Here is a 19,844-nt window from a genome sequence, read left to right as displayed (position 1 = left end):
CCGGAGTCTAATCTGATTGACTTTGCAGTTCAGTGGAACGTACTTTCGCCGCATGGCACATGATGAACCCACGCGTGCGGCACGTCTGCTGGACGCCCAGGCCAAGGCCGAGCGGCTCTTCACGGAGATCGAGGCACGCGGCCTCGTCGCGCCCGGCGAGGGCGAGCGGGCGGTCAGCGACCGGGTGCGCGACCTGGCGAACGAGCTCTTCGGCACCACCCGGCACTGGCACAAGCGGATCGTGCGCTCCGGCCCCAACACCCTGGCGCCGTACCGGGAGAACCCCCCGGACCGCCGCATCACCGCGGACGACATCGTCTTCGCCGACTTCGGGCCCGTCTTCGAGGAGTACGAGGCCGACTTCGGCCGGACCTTCGTCCTCGGCGACGACCCCGACAAGCACCGCCTCCGCGCCGACCTGCCGAGGATCTTCGACGCGGGCAAGCGGTACTTCGCCGACCACGACGACATCACCGGGAAGCAGCTGTACGCCGAGGTGGAACGGCTCGCCGCCGAGGCGGGCTGGGAACTGGGCGGCTGGCACGCCGGACACCTCGTCGGCGAGTTCCCGCACGAGACGATCGACGGCGCCGACACCGAGTCGTACATCACCCCCGCCAACGGCACCCCGCTGCGCCGCACCGACAAGGCCGGCCGCACCTGCCACTGGATCCTGGAGATCCATCTCGTCCACCGGGAGCGGGAGTTCGGCGGCTTCCACGAGGAACTGCTCACCCTCTGACGTCGCGTGAACGGCCCCGCCACCGGCCGGCCGCCACCCATACTCGATCCATGGGGACCGTGGCAGCGCTGTACCGGTATCCGGTGAAGTCGATGCTGGGCGAGGCCGTGATCGCCGTGGCGGTCACGGAAGGCGGACTCGCCGGGGACCGGGCCTACGCCGTACTCGACGGGACGGGCGCCGTGGGCAGCGCCAAGCACCCACGCAAGTGGGGTGCGCTGCTGCGCTGCCGCAGCCGCCTGGACGGGTCCGGCACGGTCCGGGTCGTGCTCCCGGACGGCACCGCCCTCCCGGTGGAGGATCCCGAACTGGACGCGCGGCTGTTCGAGTTGCTGGGCCGTCGGGTGCCCCTCTCGGCCGTCGTGCCGGAACACGGCCGGCTGGAGCGGGCCGTGCCCGAGTACGAGGGCGGGGTACCGGACTCCGTACGGGAGACGGCGGCCGTCGACGCCACCGGGGCGAGCGTCACGACCGGCGGGGTCGCCCCCGGTACCTTCTTCGACTTCGGCCGGGTCCATCTCGTCACCACGGCCTCCCTGGCCCGGATGCGGGCCGTTCATCCCGCCGGGGACTTCGACGCGCGCCGTTTCCGGCCGAACCTGGTCGTGGACACCGGCGGCGGGCCCGGCTTCCCCGAGGACGCCTGGCAGGGCTCACGACTGCGCGTGGGGGAGGCCCTGTTCAGGGTGCTGGTGCCCACGCCACGCTGTGTGGTCCCCACGCTCGGCCACGGCGAACTGCCCCCGGATCCGGGCATCATGCGCGCGGTCGCCCGTGAGCACCGCGTCCCCGTGTTCGACCTGGGCCGGCTCTCCTGCCTCGGCGTCTACCTGGACGTGCTGGAGGCCGGGACGGTCCGGGTGGGCGACAACATCACGCGGGACACGGCCGCGTGACCCGCCGCCGGAGCAGGCCTCGAAGCCGTCGCAGTGCGCAGTTCGCCCGCTCGGCGCAGCCTCGAACCCATCGCGGAGGCACGTGAGTCCGGCCGCCGGGTGTGCGGGGGCCGCGCGACCGGGTGCCGGGCGCGACGGCCGTCCGGCGGGCCGTCGGCGGCGTGACGGATTGGCCGATCCGCGCTGCTTGGAGGCGCATCACGGGGGAGGCCCCGGGTAGGCACAGGGCATGAGACTGAGCGTGGTGGACGCGGGCTCGAACACGGTCCGGCTCGTGGTGACGGACGCGACGGACGGTGTCCCGCTGCCGGTGCACACCGCGAAGTGGAGGCTCCGCTTGTCCGAACAGGTCGGGCCGGACGGCCACTTCGGCGAGCAGGCCACGGCGGAACTGGTCAAGGCCCTCGGCCGGGCCGCCGAGACCGCCGCCCGCTGGGGAGCCCCGCAGCCCCTCGCGTTCGCCACCGCCGTCGTACGCAACGCGCCCAACCGCGCGGCCGTGCTGCGCGCCGTGGCCGAGGAGACGGGGGTACGGCTGTGCGTGCTGCCCGGCGAGGTGGAGGCCGAGCTCACCTTCCTCGGCGTACGGCGCTGGATGGGCTGGCGGGCCGGACCGCTGGCCGTCTTCGACATCGGGGGCGGCTCCCTCGAAGTGGCCTTCGGGCGGGGCCGGACACCGGAGTTCGCCGTCTCCCTGCCGCTCGGCGCCAACCGGCTGACCAACGAGTTCCTCGGCGACTCCGACATCCCCCCGGAGAAGGAACTGCTGGCCCTGCGGCGCACGGTGCGTCACCAACTGCGCGACGCCTGCGCCCGTATCCGCTGGGAGCACCCGCGTACGGCCGTCGCCACCTCGCGGACGTTCCAGCAACTGGCCCGGCTGTGCGGCGCGGCACCGGGACGGGACGGCCTGTTCGCCGAACGGACCCTGAGCCGGGGCGACTTGCGGCGCGCGGTGGCCCGGCTGGCCGCGCTGCCGCCGGCCCAGCGGGCCGGACTGCCCGGCATCTCGGCACCCCGGGCCCGGCAGAGCCTCGCGGGTGCGATCGTCGGGCACACCGCGATGAAACTGAGCGGCGTGAAGACCGTCCTGATCTGCCCCTGGGCCCTGCGCGAGGGCATTCTGCTGCGCCATCTGGAGGACGGCGCCGACTGGTGGGCCGGCATCCAGACGGAGACGGAGACGAACATGGAGAGGGAGGCGGACCTGGAGGGCGTGGTGAGGGAGAGGGACCTGGAGAGCGGGGTGGCGGCGGTGGCCGCCGAGGCGCCGTGACCTTCGCCCGGCCTCAGTCCTCCTCGTCCTCCTCGCCCTCGGCCTCCTCTTCGTCGTCCTCCTCGTACTCGTCCTCCGGAGCCTCTTCCTCCTCCTCTTCGTCGTACTCCTCGCCCGGTTCCTCCTCGGGCTCCTCGTCCTCGTCCTGCTCCTGGTCCTCGTTCTCGTACTCGGCCTCCGCCTCTTCCTCCTCCACTGCCTCTTCGTGGGTGCGGACGACCTCTCCGTCGCGGATCTCCCCGCGCCAGCCGTCGGCCTCCTCGTCGGTGAGGGTGACGTAGCGCTGGAAGTGCTTGGCGTCGAGCCGCAGTCGGCGTCCCTGGGCGCGCCAGAGGTTGCCGGTCTTCTCGAAGAGACCCGAGGGGTAGTACTCGACGACGAGCACGATGTGGGTGAGGGTGGGCGTCACCTCGTGGAAGCTGACGCATCCCTTGGTGCTGCCCTTGGCGCCGTCCGAGGTCCACACGATGCGTTCGTCGGGGATCTGTTCCTGGACGGTGGCCTTCCAGGAACGGGTGGACGGGCCCACCTTGACCTTCCAGTCACTGCCGGTCTCGTCGCCCTGCGACACGCTGCGCACGCCTTTGGCGAAGGAGCTGAACTTCTCGAACCGGGTCCAGTGGTCGTAGGCGACACGGACGGGGACGCCCACATCGAGGTGCTCGATGATGGTCGTGGTCTTGGGGGTTCCGGACTTGCGTCCCTTGCCGCCGCCGAACAGGTTCGAGACCTTCTCGGCCGCGCTGTCCTTGAGGCTTTTCGCCTTCTCGCCGATGAGGGCCTTGAGCGGTGATTCCCCTTGCAGGATGCGGGCGCCGGCCTTGGGCAGCACGCCGCCGTTGTCCGCGACGTCCAGCAACTGGTCGGTGAGGCCTTCCATTTTGTCGCCCGCGACGTCCGCGAGGTGCTCGACCTGGGCACCGAGGTAGTCGACGAGTTCCTCACGCAACCGGTCCAGGCCCGAGTGTTCGTCCCGCGAGGTCTGCTGTGCGGTCCTGGCCATGGCCTACCTCCGCCGCGTCGACGCCTTTTTGGCCGTCGTCTTCTTCGGGGCAGTCTTCCTGGGGGCGGTCTTCTTCGCCGCCGTCTTCCTGGCCGGTGCGGCGGTCTTCTTGGCCGTCGGCTTCCGGGCGGGGGCCGCGGTCTTCTTCGCCGCGGTCTTCCTCGCGGGAGCGGGCCGCTTGGCGGCCGCCTTCTTCGCCGGTTGCGCCTTCTTGGCGGTGGCCTTGTGCGCCGCCGCCTTGCGCGCCGTCGCCTTGCGCGGCGCGGAGCGCGCGGACCGCGAGGGCGGGCGCTTGACCGTACGGCGGCGGGGCGCCTCTTCCTCCTCGTCCTCGGTCCGTCTGTCGGAGCGCCGGTGCCTGGACGCCGGCCGCTTCGCCCTGGGCTTCTCCTCCTCCGCCTCCGGCTCTTCCTCCTCGTCCTCGGGCTCCTCCGCCTCTTCTTCCTCCTCCTCTTCCTCTTCGTCCTCGTACTCCTCGTCCTCCGGCTCGTACTCGTCCTCGGCGTCTTCCCTGTCTCCCTCGTCCTTCTGCTTGCCGACGCGTTCGGTCCGTTCGTGCAACACGTCCGCGAGGTCGGCGAGTTTGCGGTCGGCGGCGGCGACGAGGGCCTTGCGGCCGGCGTCCTTGAACTCGCCGCGCAACTGGTCGTTGAGGTCCGCGAACTGAGGAACCTCCTGGAGTCTGCGCAGCCCTTCGGTGAGCAGCTGCTGGGGTTCGAGGCCGAAACGGCGGCCCGCGAGATAGGTGGCCACTCCGAAGGCGAGTCTCCCCTTCTTGGCCCGGCCGAGGACATAGCCTCCGGCGACCGCGGCAGCGAGAGCGATCTTCGTCGAATCGTTCATCGATCATTCCCTCCGGCGAGCCGCTGTGCGGACACACGGCGGCGCGCGGCCACCGGCGGCCCGTCGCGGCACACTTTCAAGATGTATATGGTGAAATAGTACATTTAGGTGACGGCGGAGCGCCGCTCCAGCGACGGAGTTGGGAACATGTCCGCGTCGGACAAGAACGGCAACGGCACGGGGAATGGCGGACGGTCCTCCCGCAGGCACTCGGCCGCCTGGGCCATGCGTTCCGCCGCGGGGCAGCTGGAGGAACTCCTCGGACGCACCCCCGAGTCGGTTTCCGCGATAAGACCGACCGAGGACGGGTGGGAAGCCGATGTCGAGGTACTCGAACTGGAACGAGTCCCCGAGACCACCAGCGTGCTCGGCACCTACCACGTGACGCTGAGTGCGAAGGGCGAACTCCTGGCGTACGAACGGACCCGCCGCTACACGCGCGGCCAGATCGACCGGCGCCACTGACGGCACAAGCCGTCGATCGGTACAAGGGGGTGGCGAAGGGAGGCGCCATGACTGTGGTGCCACAAGGCCAGGGCAGCATGTCGCGCGGCAGCACGAGCAGTCTGTACGACGTCCTGGACCTGATTCTCGACCGAGGCCTCGTCATCGACGTGTTCGTCCGGGTGTCTCTCGTCGGCATCGAGATACTCAAGATCGACGCCCGGATCGTCGTGGCCAGCGTGGACACCTACCTGCGCTTCGCGGAGGCGTGCAACCGCCTCGACCTCGAAGCCGGCAGCAAGCAGCCCACCCAGCTCACCGACCTCGTCGGCGAGGTCACCGAGAGCGGGGCCGAGGGCAAGTCCCGGGGCGCCCTGACCGGCGCCGTCGAGGCCGTCAGGAACACCCTGACCGGCGGCGACGACGAGGACGACGACGAGGAGCAGGAGGACGAGGAGTACGCCGACGAGAGCGAGCAGGAGGAACCCGCGTACGAGGAGGAACCGCGCCGGCAGCGCCGTAGCCGGACCGGAGCGGCTTCCCGGCGGCACAGGGAGTGACCATGGCCGTCTACGTGTACTCCATCACCTCGAAGGACCACCCGCTGGCACTGGACGGCGTCCACGGCGTCGGCGAGCCGCCCGGCACGCTGCGCACGGTGACCGGGGGCGAGCTGTGCGCCGTCGTCAGCGACGCGCCCGACGGCCTGCGCCCCAAGCGGCGTGACGTGCTGGCGCACCAGCAGGTCCAGGAGCGGCTGATGGCCGACGGCGCCGTGCTGCCGCTGCGGTTCGGCATGACGACCGAGAGCGACGAGAGCCTCCGTGAGGTCCTGGCGGACCGGGCGGGCGAGTACCGGGAACGGTTGCGGAACCTGGAAGGCGCCGCCGAGTACAACCTGAAGGTCTCCTGGGAGGAGGAGCCGCTGCTGCGCCGGATCCTGGGGGAGTCCGACGAGGCCCGCGCGCTCAACACGGCCACCCGGGACGGCTCCGGCACCCCGCAGATGTCCCTCGCGCTCGGCGAACTGGTCGCGCAGGAGGTCGAGGTACGGCAACAGGCCCTGGCCAAGGGCATCGTCGAGGCGCTGCGCCCCTACGCGCGCGAGGAGAGCGTCTCGCCGCCCGGCGGCCGTGACTTCCTCAGCGTCTCCTTCCTGGTCCGGGAGGACGACGAGGAGATGTTCCTGGCCACGGAGATCAGCCTGGCCAACCAGCTGGGCGAGGAGTGCGAGGTCCGGCTGCGCGGACCCCTGCCCCCGTACAGCTTCGTCTGAGAGGCATGGCTCATGGGCCTGTTGGAGCAACTCCTCACCCTGCCGCTGGCGCCCGTACGGGGCGTGGGCTGGATCGCCGACCGGCTGGTCGAGGCCGCCGAACGGGAGTACTACGACCCCGAGCCCGTCGAGCGCGAACTGGCCGCCCTGGAAGCCGAACTGGTGGCGGGCCGCATCGACCAGGAGACCTTCGACGTGTGCGAGGACCGGCTTCTCGACCGCCTGGAGGAGATCGCGGCCTACCGGCGGGCCAACCCGCCCTCCTGACCTGGAACGAAGGTGCTTGCGGTGGCGGAATCACCGGCCGACCGACTGAGTCCGTACCCTTCCCGGGCATCGTCCCCGTACGGCTACGGACAGGGCTCCTCGGCGAACCTGGCCGACATCCTCGAACGCGTCCTGGACAAGGGCATCGTCATCGCCGGGGACATCCGGATCAATCTCCTCGACATCGAACTGCTCACCGTCAAGCTCCGGCTCATCGTCGCCTCCGTCGACAAGGCCAGGGAGATGGGGATCGACTGGTGGGAGCACGATCCGGCGCTCTCCTCCCGGGCCGGCGAACGGGCCCTGGCCGAGGAGAACAGACGGCTGCACGCCGAGATCGAGGCCCTGCGGGGCGACCGGGAGCCGCCTTTCGAGGAGGCGGAACCGCCCGCCGCCCGCCGCCGACCGTCACGCCCCGCCACGCCGCGGCGCCGTGGCGGCGGGGCACCGCCGGAACGGGGTGAGCGATGACCGGGACGGTCGCCTACGCCTACGCCGTGGTACGCGCCGGGGAGGGCACGGCGCAGGATCTGGCACAGGGCACTGCTCAGGGCACGGCCGAGGACCTGGCCGGGGTCCTGGAGGGGGTGCGGGGTGTGGCGGGGGCGTCCGTCCGTCTGGTGCCGGAGGGCTCCGCGGGCGGGCTGTCCGCCGCCGTGAGCTCGGTTCCCGCCGACGACTTCGAGGAGGGCGCCCTGCGACGCCATCTGGAGGACCTGGACTGGCTGGAGACGGTTGCCCGCGCCCACCACACCGTGATCGAGACCCTGGCCGCCCACACCACCGTGCTGCCCCTGCGGCTCGCCACGGTCTACCTGGACGACGGCCGGGTGGCGCAGACGCTGCGCGCGCGGACGGACGCGTTCTCACGGGCCCTGGGGCGGCTGGCGGGACATCTGGAGTGGGGCGTGAAGATCTACGTCGAGCCACGCCCGGACCCACCGGTCACCGCCGCGTCGGCGGCGGGCGGCACGGCGGGCGGCACAGCGGCGGGCGCTGAGGACGACGCGGCGGCGGGGCTCGGTCCGGGCCGGTCCTACCTGCGCGCCCGGCGCTCGCAGCGGCACGCGCGCGACGAGTCCTACCGGGCCGCCCGCCAGGCCGCCGAACGCGTCGAGGCGATCGGCCACGCCATGGCGGCCGACCACGTCAGGCACCGGGTCCAGCAGGGAGAACTCGCCGCGGGCGCCGGGGAGAACGTCGTCAACGACGCCTACCTCCTCCCGCGCGAGGCGGCCGAGGACTTCCGCACACGGGTCCTGGACGCCGTCCGGGACCTGCCCGGCGTACGGATCGACGTCACGGGGCCCTGGGCGCCGTACTCCTTCGCCACCCCGCCGGGCGGGCGGACCCCGGCGACGGACCCGACGCCGTGAACGCCGTGGAGCGCCCGCCCGGCGCCGAGCCGCTGGCACAGCGCCAGGTGGCCCTCATCGACCTCCTGGACCGCCTGCTCAGCGGCGGGGTCGTCCTCACCGGGGACCTGGTCCTGTCGATCGCCGACATCGACCTGGTCCGGGTCTCGCTGCGGGCCCTGATCGTGTCCGTGAGCAACCAGAACCCGTCACCGTGGCCTGCCCCGGCACGCCCCGACTCCGAGGACACGCCGTGACGGGCGCCTCCGCCCGCCGCGGGCCCGGTCCGGCCGACCGTCCGGCCGACCGCCTGGCCGAGGTCACCGACGCGGCCGCGCGGGCGTTCCGGCTGCTGCCCGCCGTACCGGACGACGCCGGGGAGCCGGGGCCGCCGCGCCCCGCCCGCCGCATCAGCACCGACCCCGACACCGTCGAACGCGACCTCGTCCGGCTCGTCCTCACCCTGGTCGAACTGCTGCGGCAGCTCATGGAGCGCCAGGCGCTGCACCGCGTCGACCAGGGGGATCTCACCGAGGAGGAGGAAGAGCGGCTGGGCTCGACCCTCATGATCCTCCACGACCGGATGGGCGACCTGTGCGCCCGCTACGGCCTGACCATGGCGGACCTCAACCTCGATCTCGGCCCGCTCGGCACCCTTCTCCCGCCCGCACCTCCCGACTGACGGCCCGCGTTCCGTTTCACCGTCCGACAGGGGGTACTCGGGACGGGTGCGCACCTGCGCACGGGTGAGGAGAGTGAGACGCGATGTCCGGACACCAGAAGGCCAAGGGCAAGATGGAAGAGGCCGCGGGCAAGACCAAGGAGACGGTCGGCCGCGCGATCGGCAACGAGAGCATGACGGTCGAGGGACAGGCCAAGAAGTCCAAGGGCGCGGCCCGTCAGGCCAAGGAGAAGACGAAGGACGTCTTCAAGCACTGACCAGGTGACCAGCGGGCGGGAGGTCCCTCGGGACTCCCGCTCCTTCATGCTCCTTCATGACGTACGGCCCGATGACGCTCCGGCCCGGGAGGCGAGGAGACCATGGGTGTGCGGCACCCCGCCGAGAGGGGCAAGGGGAGGTTCGAGCGGTTCGCCGAAGCCGCCTCCAACGCGACCGGCTCACCCGCGTTCCACGGCTTCTGCCTGCTGCTGGTCGCCTTCTTCGTCTGGCCCTGTGCCGGGCCGGGCCGTACGCGCAGGACGAAGTGCTCCGGGCCTGTCGGGCAGGTTCCTGTGCCGGCTCCGGCACGCGGGGCCCCGGGCCGGTGGCCGCCCGGGCGGACGGGAGTGATGGCAGCCATCGGCAAGGGCCATTTCCGCCGATCCGGGTGTCGTGTCTAGCGTCTGGCATCAGCAGTCCGCCGGGTGTCCCAGCCCCTCCGGTCCGCAGCGCAGTGCGGACCGGCGGTGACGCCTCTCCTTGTTCACGACCCTCCAGGAGCTGCCCATGCGCCAGTCCCCCCTGCCCCAGGACGCCGCCGGTGTCGCGGAGCCCGTACTCGCCGCCGCCCTCGCCGAGTTCCGAGCCGTCCTCGGCGCGGAGCACGTACTGACGACGTCCGAGGAGACGCGGGAATTCCGCGACCCGTTCCAGCCGGCGGAGTGGGACGGGTTCGCGGCCGCGGCGGTCGTCCAGCCGGAGACCGTCGACCAGGTGCGGGAGATCGTACGGATCGCGGCCCGGCACGGCGTCCCGCTGTGGACGCAGAGCCAGGGCCGCAACAACGGGTACGGCGGCGCGGCCCCGCGGCTGTCCGGTTCGGTCACCGTCAACCTGCGCCGGATGAACCGCGTCCTGGAGATCGACGAGGAACTCGGCTACGCGCTGGTCGAACCGGGGGTGAGCTTCCAGCAGCTCTACGACGAGATCCGGGCCCGCGGCCTGCGGCTGATGCTGTCGGTGCCCGACCTCGGCTGGGGCAGCGTCACCGGCAACGCGCTGGAACACGGTCTCACCTACCTGCCGTACGGCAAGGACTTCATGGCGCCCTGCGGACTGGAGGTCGTCCTCGCCGACGGCGACCTGCTGCGCACCGGCATGGGCGCGCAGGACGGCAACGAGAGCTGGAACCTCTACCGGCGCGCCTACGGCCCCGCGCTGGACCAGCTGTTCATGCAGTCCAACTTCGGGATCGTCACCAAGATGGGCGTCTGGCTCAAGCCCGCGGTCGAGACCGTCATGCACGTGACCGTCGACGTCTTCGAGGAGTCCGACCTGGTCGGCCTGGTCGACATCCTGCGGCCGCTGCGGCTGGACGGCACCGTCGACGGCGTACCCGGCATCTTCAACACCCTGGTCATCGCCTCCACCCTCGGCCCGCGCTCGCAGTGGTCCGACTCCGACCCGGGCCTGCCGATCCCCGAGGCCGAGATCGACGGCATCGCCGAGCGCATCGGCATCGGCCGCTGGATGCTGCGCTTCGCCCTCTACGGCGACGAACCCGTCGTCGACCACAACTTCGCCAAGGTGAAGGCGGCCTTCGCCCGCATCCCGGGCGCCCGGGTGCGCGGCGCGAAGTGCGCGCCCGAGGACGCGCCGGACCTGCCGAGCCCCTCCGACCAGGTCCTCGCCGGCGTCCCCAACCTGGCCTGGACCCAGATGGCGGGCTGGTACGGCGAGCAGGGCGGACACATGAGCTTCTCGCCCGTCGTGCCGCTCACCGGGGAGAAGGTGTACGCGCTGCACCGCTTCCTGCGCGACCGGGTGGAGGCCGCGGGGATCGACTACACGGCGGACATCGTCGTCGTCAACGAACGCAGCGCGGTCAGCATCGCCGGACTCTCCCTCGACTACGGCGACCAGGCGGCCGCCCGGCGCGTCTACGACACCGCGTGCGACCTGGTCCGCGAGGCGGGCCGGCTCGGCTACGGCGAGTACCGGGCCCACCTGAACTTCATGGACCTCGCGGCGGAGCAGTACGGCTTCAACGGCCACGCCCACCTGCGGTTCCTGGAGAAGATCAAGGACGCGGTCGATCCGGCCGGCATCCTCGCGCCCGGCAAGCAGGGCATCTGGCCGCAGGCGCTGCGCAGAGCGCGCTGAGGTGTGCCGTTCAAGGGCGGTGCCCACGGTCCGTCCGGCGCCCGCGTAGGTCGGTCGCGTGCTTCCGGCACCGGTCGGCGGCGGGCCGCGTCCTCGGTCACCCGGCACCCTGCTCGATGTCCAGATGGACCGGCCCCCGCAGGACGGGACTGCGCCGGTACGGTGGCGGGTCGGCGACCAGCCTCGGGCGGTCGAGGCGCCGTACCAGCTCGCCCAGCGCGATCTGGGTCTCCCGGCGGGCCAGCGGGCCGCCGAAGCAGAGGTGGGTGCCGCTGCCGAAGCCGAGGTGCTGGTTGTCGCTCCGGTCGGGGTCGAAGCGGTCCGGGTCGCGAAAGCGCCTCGGATCGCGGCTGCCCGAGGCGAGCATCAGCATGACCTGCGAGCCCTTGGGGACGACGGTGCCGGCCACGGTGATGTCGCTGTACGCCGCCCGCCAGGGAATGATGTGCACGGGCGGCTCGTAGCGCAGCAGCTCCTCGACCAGCGGCACGACCAGTCCGGGTTCGCCGCGCAGCCGGCGCAGCACCCGGGGGTGGCGCAGCAGCGTCAGCATCCCGTTGGCGATGAGGTTGACGGTGGTCTCGTGACCGGCGACGAGGAGCAGTTTGGCGGTGGCGACGATCTCGGCGTCGGTCATCCGGCCGCCGGGCCCGTCGTCGTTGGCCAGCCGTGACAGCAGGCCGTGTCCCGGCCGGCCGCGGCACCGCGCCACCAGCTCGCCCAGGCACCGGCGCAGCTCCTCGCGGGCCCGCACACCCTTGTCCCGTCTCTCCTCCGGGTCGGTGGCGGGGTCGTAGTCGACCGAGTCCATGATGTCGTGCACCCAGCGGTGGAACCTCGGCTCGTCCTCGCGCGGCACACCGAGCACATGGCAGGTCACGGCCAAGGGGAGCGGGAAGGCGAGATCGTCGACGACGTCGATCCGCTCCTTGTCCGCGCAACCGTCGACCAGCCCTCCGACGGTGGCGGTCAGGAAGCCGTCGAGCCCGTTCACCAGCCCAGGGGTGTGCGGGGGCCCGAAGTGCCGCATCGCCGCCCGCCGCAGCCGGTCGTGCTCGGGCGGGTCCATGTGGATGAACGACGAAGGGGCCTCGTCCGACGGCATCGGACCCGACAGGTTGCGCACGTCGGAACTGAGCCGCGGGTCGTTCAGCACGTCCGTGATCTCGCGGTGCGTGCTGATGACGTAGCTGCCGTCCTCCTGCCGGGCCACCGGCGTCTCGCGCAGTTCGGCGTACAGCGGGTAGGGGTCGGCGCGGGCGGAGCGGTCGTAGATCCGTCGCAGGGTGCCGGAGGTCTTGCTCGCGGTTGCCGGGCCCTGCTCCGGCGGAGGCCGGTGCACGGCCGGGACCCGGCGGCGTCCGCCCGGACCGCGGCCCGCGGCGGGCGGCGCGGGCGGGACGGGGCCGGGGAGGCCGGCGGGCACCGGGCGCCGGTCCGCGGGCCGGTCGGGCGTGGGGCAGCGGGGCGGGAAGGGCGCGGCCGTCTCGATCAGCCGCCGGTAGTGGTTCAGCGAGGTGCCGTGGTCGAAGCCGACGGCGGCGGTGACCCGGCCCCGGTAGCCGTACGCGGCGACGAAGCGGTGGTCGGCCACCGATCCCTGGGCGACGACCACCTGGTCGGCGAAGGCCGGCACCCCGACGGACTTGATGTTGACGCCGAACTGGACCGACCAGAACAGCGGGACGGACAGGTGAGGCCGCTGCCCCGCCTCGGTGCTGACCATGTTGTGCGCCGCGACCTCGGCCTGCTCCACGGCGTTCGCCCAGTGCTCCAGAGAGACGAGCCGGTTCTCGTGGACGGGGTTCGGGCAGCGGACCACGTCCCCCGCCGCGAAGACGTCGCCGGTGACGTGGCCGCCGGTGTCCAGGACGCGGCAGCCCGTGTCACAGGTGACTCCCCACCCGCCCGCCGCCAGCCCCGACCCCCGCAGCCACTCGGTGTTGCGGATGCTCCCGAGCGCCACCACCGCCACCTCGGCGTCGACCGTGCCGCCGTCGTCGAGATGAGCACGGCGCAGCCGTCCCCGCGCGTCGCCCTCCAGCCGGACGACCTGGACACCGCAGCGCAGGTCCACACCGTGCGCGCGCTGCAGGCCGGCCGCGACCTCGCCGATCACGGTTCCGAGCGCCCCGGCCAGCGGGGCGGGCGCGACTTCGGCGACCGTCACCGGGATGCCCCGTGCCCGGCAGACGGAGGCGATCTCGCAACCGGTGAACCCCGCGCCGATGACCAGTACCCGGGACGGTCCGGCGGCGAGGGCCCGCCGCAGGCCGTCGGCGTGCTCGCGCGTGCGTACGACGAAGACTCCGTCCAGGGCCGCCTCGGACTCGACGAACCACGGCCGGGCCCGTACCCCGGTGGCGATCAGCAGCCGGTCGAAGGGAACCTCGCGCCCGTCGGCGAGGTGCACGTGGTGCGACGCGAGGTCCAGTCCGTCGGCGGGCACGCCCAGCAGCCACCGCGCGTCGACGGCGCGACGCCGGGGCAGCGTGGTGGCGTCGGCGGGGACCCACCCCGTCAGCACCTGCTTGGACAGCGGGGGACGGTCGTAGGGCTCGCACGGCTCGTCACCGACGATGGTCAACGATCCCGTGAACCCCTCGTCGCGCAGTGCCTCCGCGGCCCGCAGCCCCGCCAGCGAAGCGCCGACGATCACGATCCGGCCGTCGCGCCCGAACGCCCGCAGGTGAGCGGCACCGGTCATGGTGCCGACGTCCTCGGGCCGTCTGGGGCGTCGTCGGAGTCTGGGCGGCACATGGGTGCTTCCTCACCGTGCATCCGGAACGGACGGAACGGATCTCCGTCACGCCGGAAAGTGTGGGCACGGCATGCCGGAACACCGTCGGACCATCAGCCTAACAGCGGTGCCGTGACCGGCGATTCCGGCGCTGATCGATCAGGCGACCGCGGGTCGCGGAGGCGCTCACGCGCGTGGCGGCCACCACCTGTGCCGGTGTGCCGCGCGGCCTCGCGCGTGCCGCGGCGCTATCAAGGAGGGCATGGAATCGTCCTGGACCGGTCATCGGGTACGCCTGCGCGCCGTCGAGCCCGACGACTGGACGGCGCTCATGGGCCTCGCCGCCGACGACGGGCGGCGAGGAGGCCGGCCGGAGCTGCCGCGGTCCGCCGAGAGCCACCGCGTCCGGGCGAAGGAGCAGTCCGTCGCCGGGGGCGACGACGACCTCTTCCGGCTGGCGGTGGAGGCGACGGCCACGGGAGTGCTGGTCGGCACGGTCGGCTCGCACCGCACCGGCCGTTCTTCGGGCTGGTTCGAGGTCGATGTCGAGATCGGGCCCGACCACCGGCGCAAGGGCTACGCGCTGGAGGCCGTGGCGCTGCTGCTGCGCTTCATGTTCGCCGAGCGGCGCTACCACAAGTGCCTGGCGGCGGTCCTCGCCCCCAACGAGGCGTCGCTGGCGCTCTTCCGCCGGCTCGGCTTCACCGAGGAGGGGCGGTTGCGGGAACACGTCTTCCTCGCCGGCGGGCACCACGACCTCGTCATGCTGGGCCTGCTCGCCGACGAGTTCGACCGGCGGCTCACGACGGCCGGAGGCTGAGCCGGCGATCCGTCCGGGCGGGCGACGGACGGCCACGGACGGCCACGGACGGCGACGGACGGCCACGGACGGCCACGGACGGTCACGGCGAGCGGGACCGCCTCAGCCGCGCTCGGTGGCGCGCAGGCGCAGGCCGACCGTCGCGAGGCCTTCGAGGGTGGTGACCTCGTAGCCGGGTCCCGGTCCCGGCGGTTCGCTCAGATGGTGGCGGCGGGCGGTCTGCGCGGTGAGGAGCGTCAGCATCGCCATGGCCAGCGCGGCTCCCTCACAGCCGTGCGGTCCGGTGCCGAAGGCGAGGAAGACCCCGGGTCTCGCCGGTGAGCCGGTGTCGTCGAGCCAGCGTTCGGGCCGGAACCGGTCCGGCTCGGCGTACTCCCGCGCGTCGCGGTGTGCGGTGTAGGGGCAGACGAGGACGGTGGACCCGGCGTCGACGGTGTAGCCGGCGAGCCGGGTCTGTTGCGGGGCGCTCCGGGTCAGCAGCCAGCTCGGGGGGTACAGCCGGAGCACCTCGCGCACCAGTGCCTCGGTGTACGGGAGGTCCCGGAGGTGGGTGCCGGTCGTCGCCGCCGGGTCCGCGGGGAGCACGGCGGCTTCGGCCGCGACGAGAGCCGCCTCCCGGGGATGCCGGGCGAGGTGGAGCAGGATCCATCCGGCGGCCCGGGACGGGGTCTCGAAGGTGGCGACGGTGATCCCGGGGAGGGTGTCGAGGACGGCCTCCTCCGGCAGCGGGCCGTAGCGGGGGGAGGGGCGGAGCATCTGTCCCAGCAGGTCGTCACCGAGCCGGCCCGACGAGCGACGCCGTCGTACGACGGTCCGCAGCGCGTCGGTGAAGCCGATCTGCTGCCGTGTGCGGAACCGCCGTGCCGGGGTGGGTATCGCGCGCGGCCACATCCACCGCGAGGGGCGGACGAGCACCTCCCGGGCCAGGAAGAGCTGGGCGGCATGGGGCAGCAGGGCCGGGGCGTCCTCGGAGAAGAGGTAGTGCACACCGATCTCCGCCAGGGCGTGCCGGACCGGCGGCAGGATCTCGACGTCCCGGCCGGTGGGCAGCTGGTCGGCGAACTGGGCGGTCCGGGGCGCGATCTCACCGATCCTGTCCGCGACGGCCTGTGCGCGGAGTCCGCGCATCCGGGCGGCGTGCGCGTGCGCACGCTCCTCGGCCGCCGGTGCTCCGCCCGACCGCTTCAACGGCGGGAAGAGCGGCGAGGGCGCCTTGGGGAAGTCCCGTGCGCGGTGCAGCACTTCCTCGCACGGTGCGGCCGATGCGGCCACGTAGACCCCCGGCTCCAGCCGCCAGACGTCCCCGCACTCCTCGGCGCCGCGGCGGGCCACGCCGAGCCGGTCACGGCTCCAGGCCGCGTAGCCGCCTCCGGGCAACCGCGGCGGCTCATCACCTTGGCCCATGAATTCGTCCCTGGCTCCCGTACCCGTCCAGGCGGTGCCGCCGGCAGCGTGGCCGGGAACGGGCGCCCGCCCCAGGGCGCCCGCCGGCTTGTGGGTTCAGTCCTGCTCGCCGCCGGCGTACGCGTCCCACTCGTGGACGCCGTACGCACCGTAGTGGCGGGTGAAGGACAGCTTGCGGAGCAGCTTGGCGATCATGAAGCACTCCTCTCGCCGGTCTGCGGCACAAAAAAGCCACTCATCACATTTTGTCACATATGGAATGTGTGGGACATGGCGCGGGGCGGGCTGTTCAGGACGCCATCTCCTGGGCGACGTCCCAGACGCGGGGCCCGTCGTCGTAGCCGGCCGTGACGAGCAGGGGGCGCCCGGCGGGCGGATGGACCTGGCAGACGGCGCGGACCCAGCCGTGGCCGCTGAGCAGACCGGCCAGGTCCATGCCGAGTTCGCAGACGTGCTCACCGGCGAACGGGTCCCAGACGGTGGTGCCGGGGCCGTCCCCGCCCGCGACGAGGAGCGAACGGTCTCCCGCGGTCGCCCGGCACAGCGCGTACACGGGGCCGCCGCCCGGCACGAACGTCTCAGGTCCATCGGGCTTGTCCAGGTCCCACAGCCGCACGGCACCGTCCCGGCCGGCCGTGGCCACAAGGGCGCGGTCGCCGTCGGAGACCTCGCACATCGTCCACACGAACCCCCGGTGACCGGTCAGGGACAACTCCCGCCGCCCCGACTCCGGATCCCACAGGTCGACCGTCCCGTTGCCGTGCCCGGCGGCGAGCAGACTCCGGCCGCCCCGGTGCACCTCGCACAGGGCGAAGACGTACCCCTGACCCGCCCCCGTGTCTATGGAACCCACGAGCCGGCCGTCACGGGGGTCCCAGAGGCGAACGACGCGGTCCCGGCCCGCCGACGCCAGCAGCTCGCGGTCGCGGACCCGCACCGTGCACAGGGCGTAGACCCAGCCCCGGTGGCCGGTGAGGGCGGCGGCCTCCGTGCCGTCCGCCGGGTTCCAGAGCCGGACGGTGCCGTCCCGGCCGCCGGCCGCCAGCAGGGACGTGCCGTCCACGCGGACCTCGCACAGCGCGCGGATCCAGGTGCGCGAGTCCACGAGATGCGCCACGTCCTCGCGGGCCACCGGGTCGGCCAGCCGGATGGTTCCGCGATGGCCGGAGTAGGCCACGAGGCTCCGGTCGCCGACGGTGACCGCGCAGGCCGCCTCGAAGGACGGCCGGAACCTGACCCCCATCCGGCGCGCCTTGCGCCGTAGCCCGAGGGCGATGACCAACACCATGGCGATCCCCGCCGCGCCACCGCCGATGAGCATCTGTTCCCCCAGGGGCTCCGGAATCCTCCCGGCACGGCGATCACCGTGCCCGGCACGCGAGTCGATCGTCGTACGTCCCCCGGACCGTGGCGATCGTGGTGTTACGTAGGAGAGTTACGTACTTTGGGGAGCCGACTGTCCTGGAGGGGGCGGACCATGGCGAGGGCGCGGACACCGCTGGTCGGGCGGAAGGCGGAACTCGCCGTCGTCGAGGCGGTGGCCGGATCCGCCGACAGCGCCGGACGGCGGCTCGCCGGACTCACCGTCCGCGAACGGGAGATCGCGGGCCTGGTCGCGCAGGGGTTCACCAGCCCGGCGATCGCCGAACGCCTCTGCCTGAGTCGCCGTACGGTCGAAACCCACGTCTCCCGGATCTACCGCAAGGCCGGCGTCTCGTCACGGGCCGCACTGGCGGCCCTGATGACCGAAGGAGCTCCCGCGCACTCGTTCGGCGGCTGACATCACACGAACCCCGCTCCCTGCTCCACGACGAAGGGCGCGTCCAGCATGCGTTCGAGTACGGCGGTGTCCATGCCGTTCTTCTGCCTCACTCGACGAGACCTTCGCCGACCCAGGTTGCCCACCCCGGCCGGTGGCGCCTCAGGAGGCGGAGAGCAGCGGGGGAGGTGTGCGGCTCACCCAGCGCGTCGCCTGTTCGTAGGCGTGCCCGAGCTGGAGCACCGCCAGGTCCGCGTGGCGCCTGCCGATGAGCTGGACGCCCATCGGCAGCCCCCGGCTGTCGAACCCGACGGGCATGCCCAGGACGGGGAGCCCGGTCAGGGACCAGCAGGCCACGGTCTCCATCCACCGGTGGTAGGTGTCCATCTTCCGGCCGTTGATCTCGGCGGGCCAGTGCACGGTCTTGTCGAAGGGGAAGACCTGGGCCGAGGGCGCGAGGACGTAGTCGTAGGTCTCGAACAGCTTCTGCACCGCCGCGTACAGCGCGGTGCGGGCGGAGAGCGCGGCGGAGACGTCGGGTCCGCTCAGCGTCCGCCCGTTCTCGATCTCCCAGACCGCCTCGGGCTTGATCAGCGCCCGCTGGGCCGGGTCCCGGTAGAAGGGTTCGCCGGCGGCCGCGTTGCCCCACCAGCGCAAGGTGAGGAACGTGTTCCAGATCTTGTCCGGCCCGTACGCCGGCAGCGCCTCCTCCACGGCGCACCCCAGGGACGCGAACACGTCGAAGGACTTCCGGCACAGGTCCAGCAGTCCAGGCTCGGTGGCGAGATAGCCTCCCCAGTCGCCGACCCAGGCGATCCGGGTGCCCCGGAAGCCGCGGTCGAGGCTTCGGGTGAACACGTCCGGGTTCTCGTCGAGGGCCAGCGGCGAGGACGCGTCGGGGCCGGCGATGACCGACAGCAGCCGGGCCAGATCGGTGGTCGTACGGGCCATGGGGCCGATGACGGCGGGCGAGGCGACGAAGCCGGTGTCCGGCACGCGGCCCGAACTCGGGCGCAGGCCGAAGACGTTGTTGAACGCCGCCGGGTTGCGCAGGGATCCCATGTAGTCGCTGCCGTCGGCGACCGGAACCATCTTCAGCGCGACCGCCGCGGCGGCTCCACCGCTGCTGCCGCCGGCCGTCCTGGCGGGGTCGTAGGCGCTCCCGGTGGTGCCCCAGACCGAGTTGTAGGTCTGTGAACCGAGCCCGAACTCGGGTGTGTTGGTCTTCCCGATGAAGACGGCTCCGGCCGCCCGCATCCGGGACACGAACAGGTCGTCCGAGGTCGCCACGTAGTTCTTCAGCGACGGTGTGCCCAGGGTGTAGGGCAGCCCCTTGGCGGCCGCGAGATCCTTCACGGCGTGCGGGAAGCCGTGCATCCATCCCAGGTATCGGCCGCGCCGCAACTGGTTGTCGCGCTCGCGGGCCTGGGCCATGGACAGGTCCTGGTCCTGCATCCCGACGATCGCGTTCACCTTGGGGTTCACGGTGTCGATATGGCGCAGGTAGGCGTCCATCACTTCGGCGCAGGAGACGGCGCGTTGCCGGATGGCCCGGGACAGGGCGAGGGCGTTGAGGGCGACGATGTCGTTCACGCGGGATGCCTTCCCGGAAGGTGCGCCGCTCGCCGGTGCGTTGCGGCCGCCGGCCGCATGGGCCTGGCCGGCGGCGGTCTGGCCGAGGGCGGCCGCGGCCGTCAGGGACGCGGAGGCCGTGAGGAAACCACGGCGTCCGGTACGGGAGCCGGGGGCGGCGGATCTGTCGGGTTCGTCGGACGGGGATGCGTGCATGGCGTCTCCTGCTGGATGAACGTGGCGGAACACGAGGCATCTTGAAGGCAGCTGAAGATTCTGGTCAAGGCGTTGGCTAAAGTTGCTTTGATCGGCCAGTGTGTTATTGAAGATGAAGGAAAAGGACGTCGTGGGGGGAGTGGTGGGTGGTGAGGGCCGAACCCTCTTCGCTATGACAACACCCTTGA

21 protein-coding genes and 1 pseudogene are annotated in these 19,844 nt (G+C 72.3%); 15 read left to right on the top strand and 7 right to left on the bottom strand.

Annotated features, from left to right (window positions below; translation table 11 throughout):
* The first annotated feature begins 52 nt into the window (after positions 1–52).
* The 3 genes from ACZ619_RS25470 to ACZ619_RS25460 all read left to right on the top strand — a co-directional run bounded on the left by ACZ619_RS25470 (position 53) and on the right by ACZ619_RS25460 (position 2,914).
* Positions 53–742 (top strand): M24 family metallopeptidase, encoded by a 690-nt coding sequence (locus tag ACZ619_RS25470; RefSeq protein ID WP_469603135.1) that lies wholly within the window; start codon positions 53–55, stop codon positions 740–742.
* Between the two features lie 50 nt (positions 743–792).
* Positions 793–1,638, top strand: a complete 846-nt coding sequence (locus ACZ619_RS25465) for an MOSC domain-containing protein (protein ID WP_469603133.1) — start codon at positions 793–795, stop codon at positions 1,636–1,638.
* A gap of 229 nt (positions 1,639–1,867) precedes the next feature.
* Positions 1,868–2,914 (top strand): Ppx/GppA family phosphatase, encoded by a 1,047-nt coding sequence (locus ACZ619_RS25460; RefSeq protein WP_469603130.1) that lies wholly within the window; start codon positions 1,868–1,870, stop codon positions 2,912–2,914.
* 13 nt (positions 2,915–2,927) lie between these two features.
* Here the strand turns inward: ACZ619_RS25460 and ACZ619_RS25455 are convergent, their stop codons facing one another.
* Both ACZ619_RS25455 and ACZ619_RS25450 read right to left on the bottom strand, forming a co-directional pair.
* Positions 2,928–3,917, bottom strand: a complete 990-nt coding sequence (locus tag ACZ619_RS25455; RefSeq protein WP_469603127.1) for an SRPBCC family protein — start codon at positions 3,915–3,917, stop codon at positions 2,928–2,930.
* 3 nt (positions 3,918–3,920) lie between these two features.
* Positions 3,921–4,760: a histone protein gene (locus tag ACZ619_RS25450; RefSeq protein ID WP_469603126.1), complete on the bottom strand. Its 840-nt coding sequence runs from the start codon at positions 4,758–4,760 to the stop codon at positions 3,921–3,923.
* 147 nt (positions 4,761–4,907) lie between these two features.
* On the opposite strand from ACZ619_RS25450, the gene ACZ619_RS25445 reads away from it, so the two are divergent.
* From ACZ619_RS25445 to ACZ619_RS25400, 10 genes are all read left to right on the top strand, one after another.
* The gene (locus ACZ619_RS25445) at positions 4,908–5,225 is read left to right on the top strand and encodes a gas vesicle protein GvpO (protein WP_469603124.1); all 318 of its coding nucleotides are present in this window, start codon (positions 4,908–4,910) and stop codon (positions 5,223–5,225) included.
* Between the two features lie 47 nt (positions 5,226–5,272).
* Complete coding sequence (locus tag ACZ619_RS25440) at positions 5,273–5,764, top strand: gas vesicle structural protein GvpA (protein ID WP_469603123.1); 492 nt, start codon at positions 5,273–5,275, stop codon at positions 5,762–5,764.
* A 2-nt stretch (positions 5,765–5,766) separates the two neighbouring features.
* Positions 5,767–6,480 (top strand): GvpL/GvpF family gas vesicle protein, encoded by a 714-nt coding sequence (locus tag ACZ619_RS25435; RefSeq protein ID WP_469603120.1) that lies wholly within the window; start codon positions 5,767–5,769, stop codon positions 6,478–6,480.
* Between the two features lie 12 nt (positions 6,481–6,492).
* Positions 6,493–6,747, top strand: a complete 255-nt coding sequence (locus tag ACZ619_RS25430) for a gas vesicle protein GvpG (RefSeq protein WP_469603118.1) — start codon at positions 6,493–6,495, stop codon at positions 6,745–6,747.
* Positions 6,748–6,768: 21 nt separating this feature from the next.
* The gene (locus tag ACZ619_RS25425) at positions 6,769–7,218 is read left to right on the top strand and encodes a gas vesicle protein (RefSeq protein ID WP_469603116.1); all 450 of its coding nucleotides are present in this window, start codon (positions 6,769–6,771) and stop codon (positions 7,216–7,218) included.
* Complete coding sequence (locus ACZ619_RS25420; RefSeq protein WP_469603114.1) at positions 7,215–8,123, top strand: GvpL/GvpF family gas vesicle protein; 909 nt, start codon at positions 7,215–7,217, stop codon at positions 8,121–8,123. Before ACZ619_RS25425 ends, ACZ619_RS25420 begins: the two co-directional genes overlap by 4 nt.
* Positions 8,120–8,359 (top strand): gas vesicle protein, encoded by a 240-nt coding sequence (locus tag ACZ619_RS25415; protein WP_469603111.1) that lies wholly within the window; start codon positions 8,120–8,122, stop codon positions 8,357–8,359. The genes ACZ619_RS25420 and ACZ619_RS25415 overlap by 4 nt, the downstream gene beginning before the upstream one ends.
* A complete protein-coding gene (locus ACZ619_RS25410; protein WP_469603108.1) occupies positions 8,356–8,784 on the top strand; it encodes a gas vesicle protein K in 429 nt (142 codons plus the stop codon). Before ACZ619_RS25415 ends, ACZ619_RS25410 begins: the two co-directional genes overlap by 4 nt.
* 83 nt (positions 8,785–8,867) lie before the next feature.
* Positions 8,868–9,041: a CsbD family protein gene (locus ACZ619_RS25405; RefSeq protein WP_469603106.1), complete on the top strand. Its 174-nt coding sequence runs from the start codon at positions 8,868–8,870 to the stop codon at positions 9,039–9,041.
* Positions 9,042–9,549: 508 nt separating this feature from the next.
* Positions 9,550–11,145, top strand: coding sequence for an FAD-binding oxidoreductase (locus ACZ619_RS25400; RefSeq protein ID WP_469603103.1), 1,596 nt, complete (start codon positions 9,550–9,552; stop codon positions 11,143–11,145).
* Between the two features lie 97 nt (positions 11,146–11,242).
* Here ACZ619_RS25400 and ACZ619_RS25395 read toward each other — a convergent pair whose 3' ends face one another.
* Together ACZ619_RS25395 and ACZ619_RS25390 are read right to left on the bottom strand one after the other, a co-directional pair.
* The gene (locus ACZ619_RS25395) at positions 11,243–12,358 is read right to left on the bottom strand and encodes a cytochrome P450 (protein ID WP_469603289.1); all 1,116 of its coding nucleotides are present in this window, start codon (positions 12,356–12,358) and stop codon (positions 11,243–11,245) included.
* Positions 12,359–12,499: 141 nt separating this feature from the next.
* A pseudogene (locus ACZ619_RS25390) lies at positions 12,500–13,852 on the bottom strand (NAD(P)/FAD-dependent oxidoreductase); the annotation flags it as partial.
* Positions 13,853–14,147: 295 nt separating this feature from the next.
* On the opposite strand from ACZ619_RS25390, the gene ACZ619_RS25385 reads away from it, so the two are divergent.
* Positions 14,148–14,705, top strand: a complete 558-nt coding sequence (locus ACZ619_RS25385) for a GNAT family N-acetyltransferase (RefSeq protein ID WP_469603100.1) — start codon at positions 14,148–14,150, stop codon at positions 14,703–14,705.
* A gap of 102 nt (positions 14,706–14,807) precedes the next feature.
* On the opposite strand, the gene ACZ619_RS25380 is transcribed toward ACZ619_RS25385, so the two are convergent.
* On the bottom strand, positions 14,808–16,109 hold the full coding sequence (locus tag ACZ619_RS25380) for a cytochrome P450 (protein ID WP_469603098.1): 1,302 nt from the start codon (positions 16,107–16,109) through the stop codon (positions 14,808–14,810).
* Between the two features lie 289 nt (positions 16,110–16,398).
* Complete coding sequence (locus tag ACZ619_RS25375; RefSeq protein ID WP_469603096.1) at positions 16,399–17,430, bottom strand: WD40 repeat domain-containing protein; 1,032 nt, start codon at positions 17,428–17,430, stop codon at positions 16,399–16,401.
* Positions 17,431–17,586: 156 nt separating this feature from the next.
* Here ACZ619_RS25375 and ACZ619_RS25370 point away from each other — a divergent pair, with 156 nt between their 5' ends.
* Positions 17,587–17,889, top strand: a complete 303-nt coding sequence (locus tag ACZ619_RS25370) for a response regulator transcription factor (RefSeq protein WP_469603093.1) — start codon at positions 17,587–17,589, stop codon at positions 17,887–17,889.
* Positions 17,890–18,030: 141 nt separating this feature from the next.
* On the opposite strand, the gene ACZ619_RS25365 is transcribed toward ACZ619_RS25370, so the two are convergent.
* Entirely contained in the window at positions 18,031–19,656 is a 1,626-nt protein-coding gene (locus ACZ619_RS25365; RefSeq protein ID WP_469603090.1) for an amidase, read from the bottom strand.
* Positions 19,657–19,844 lie beyond the last annotated feature (188 nt).

Source organism: Streptomyces sp. NPDC104367 (genome assembly GCF_055583825.1).
This window is presented reverse-complemented; position numbering and strand designations above follow the sequence as displayed.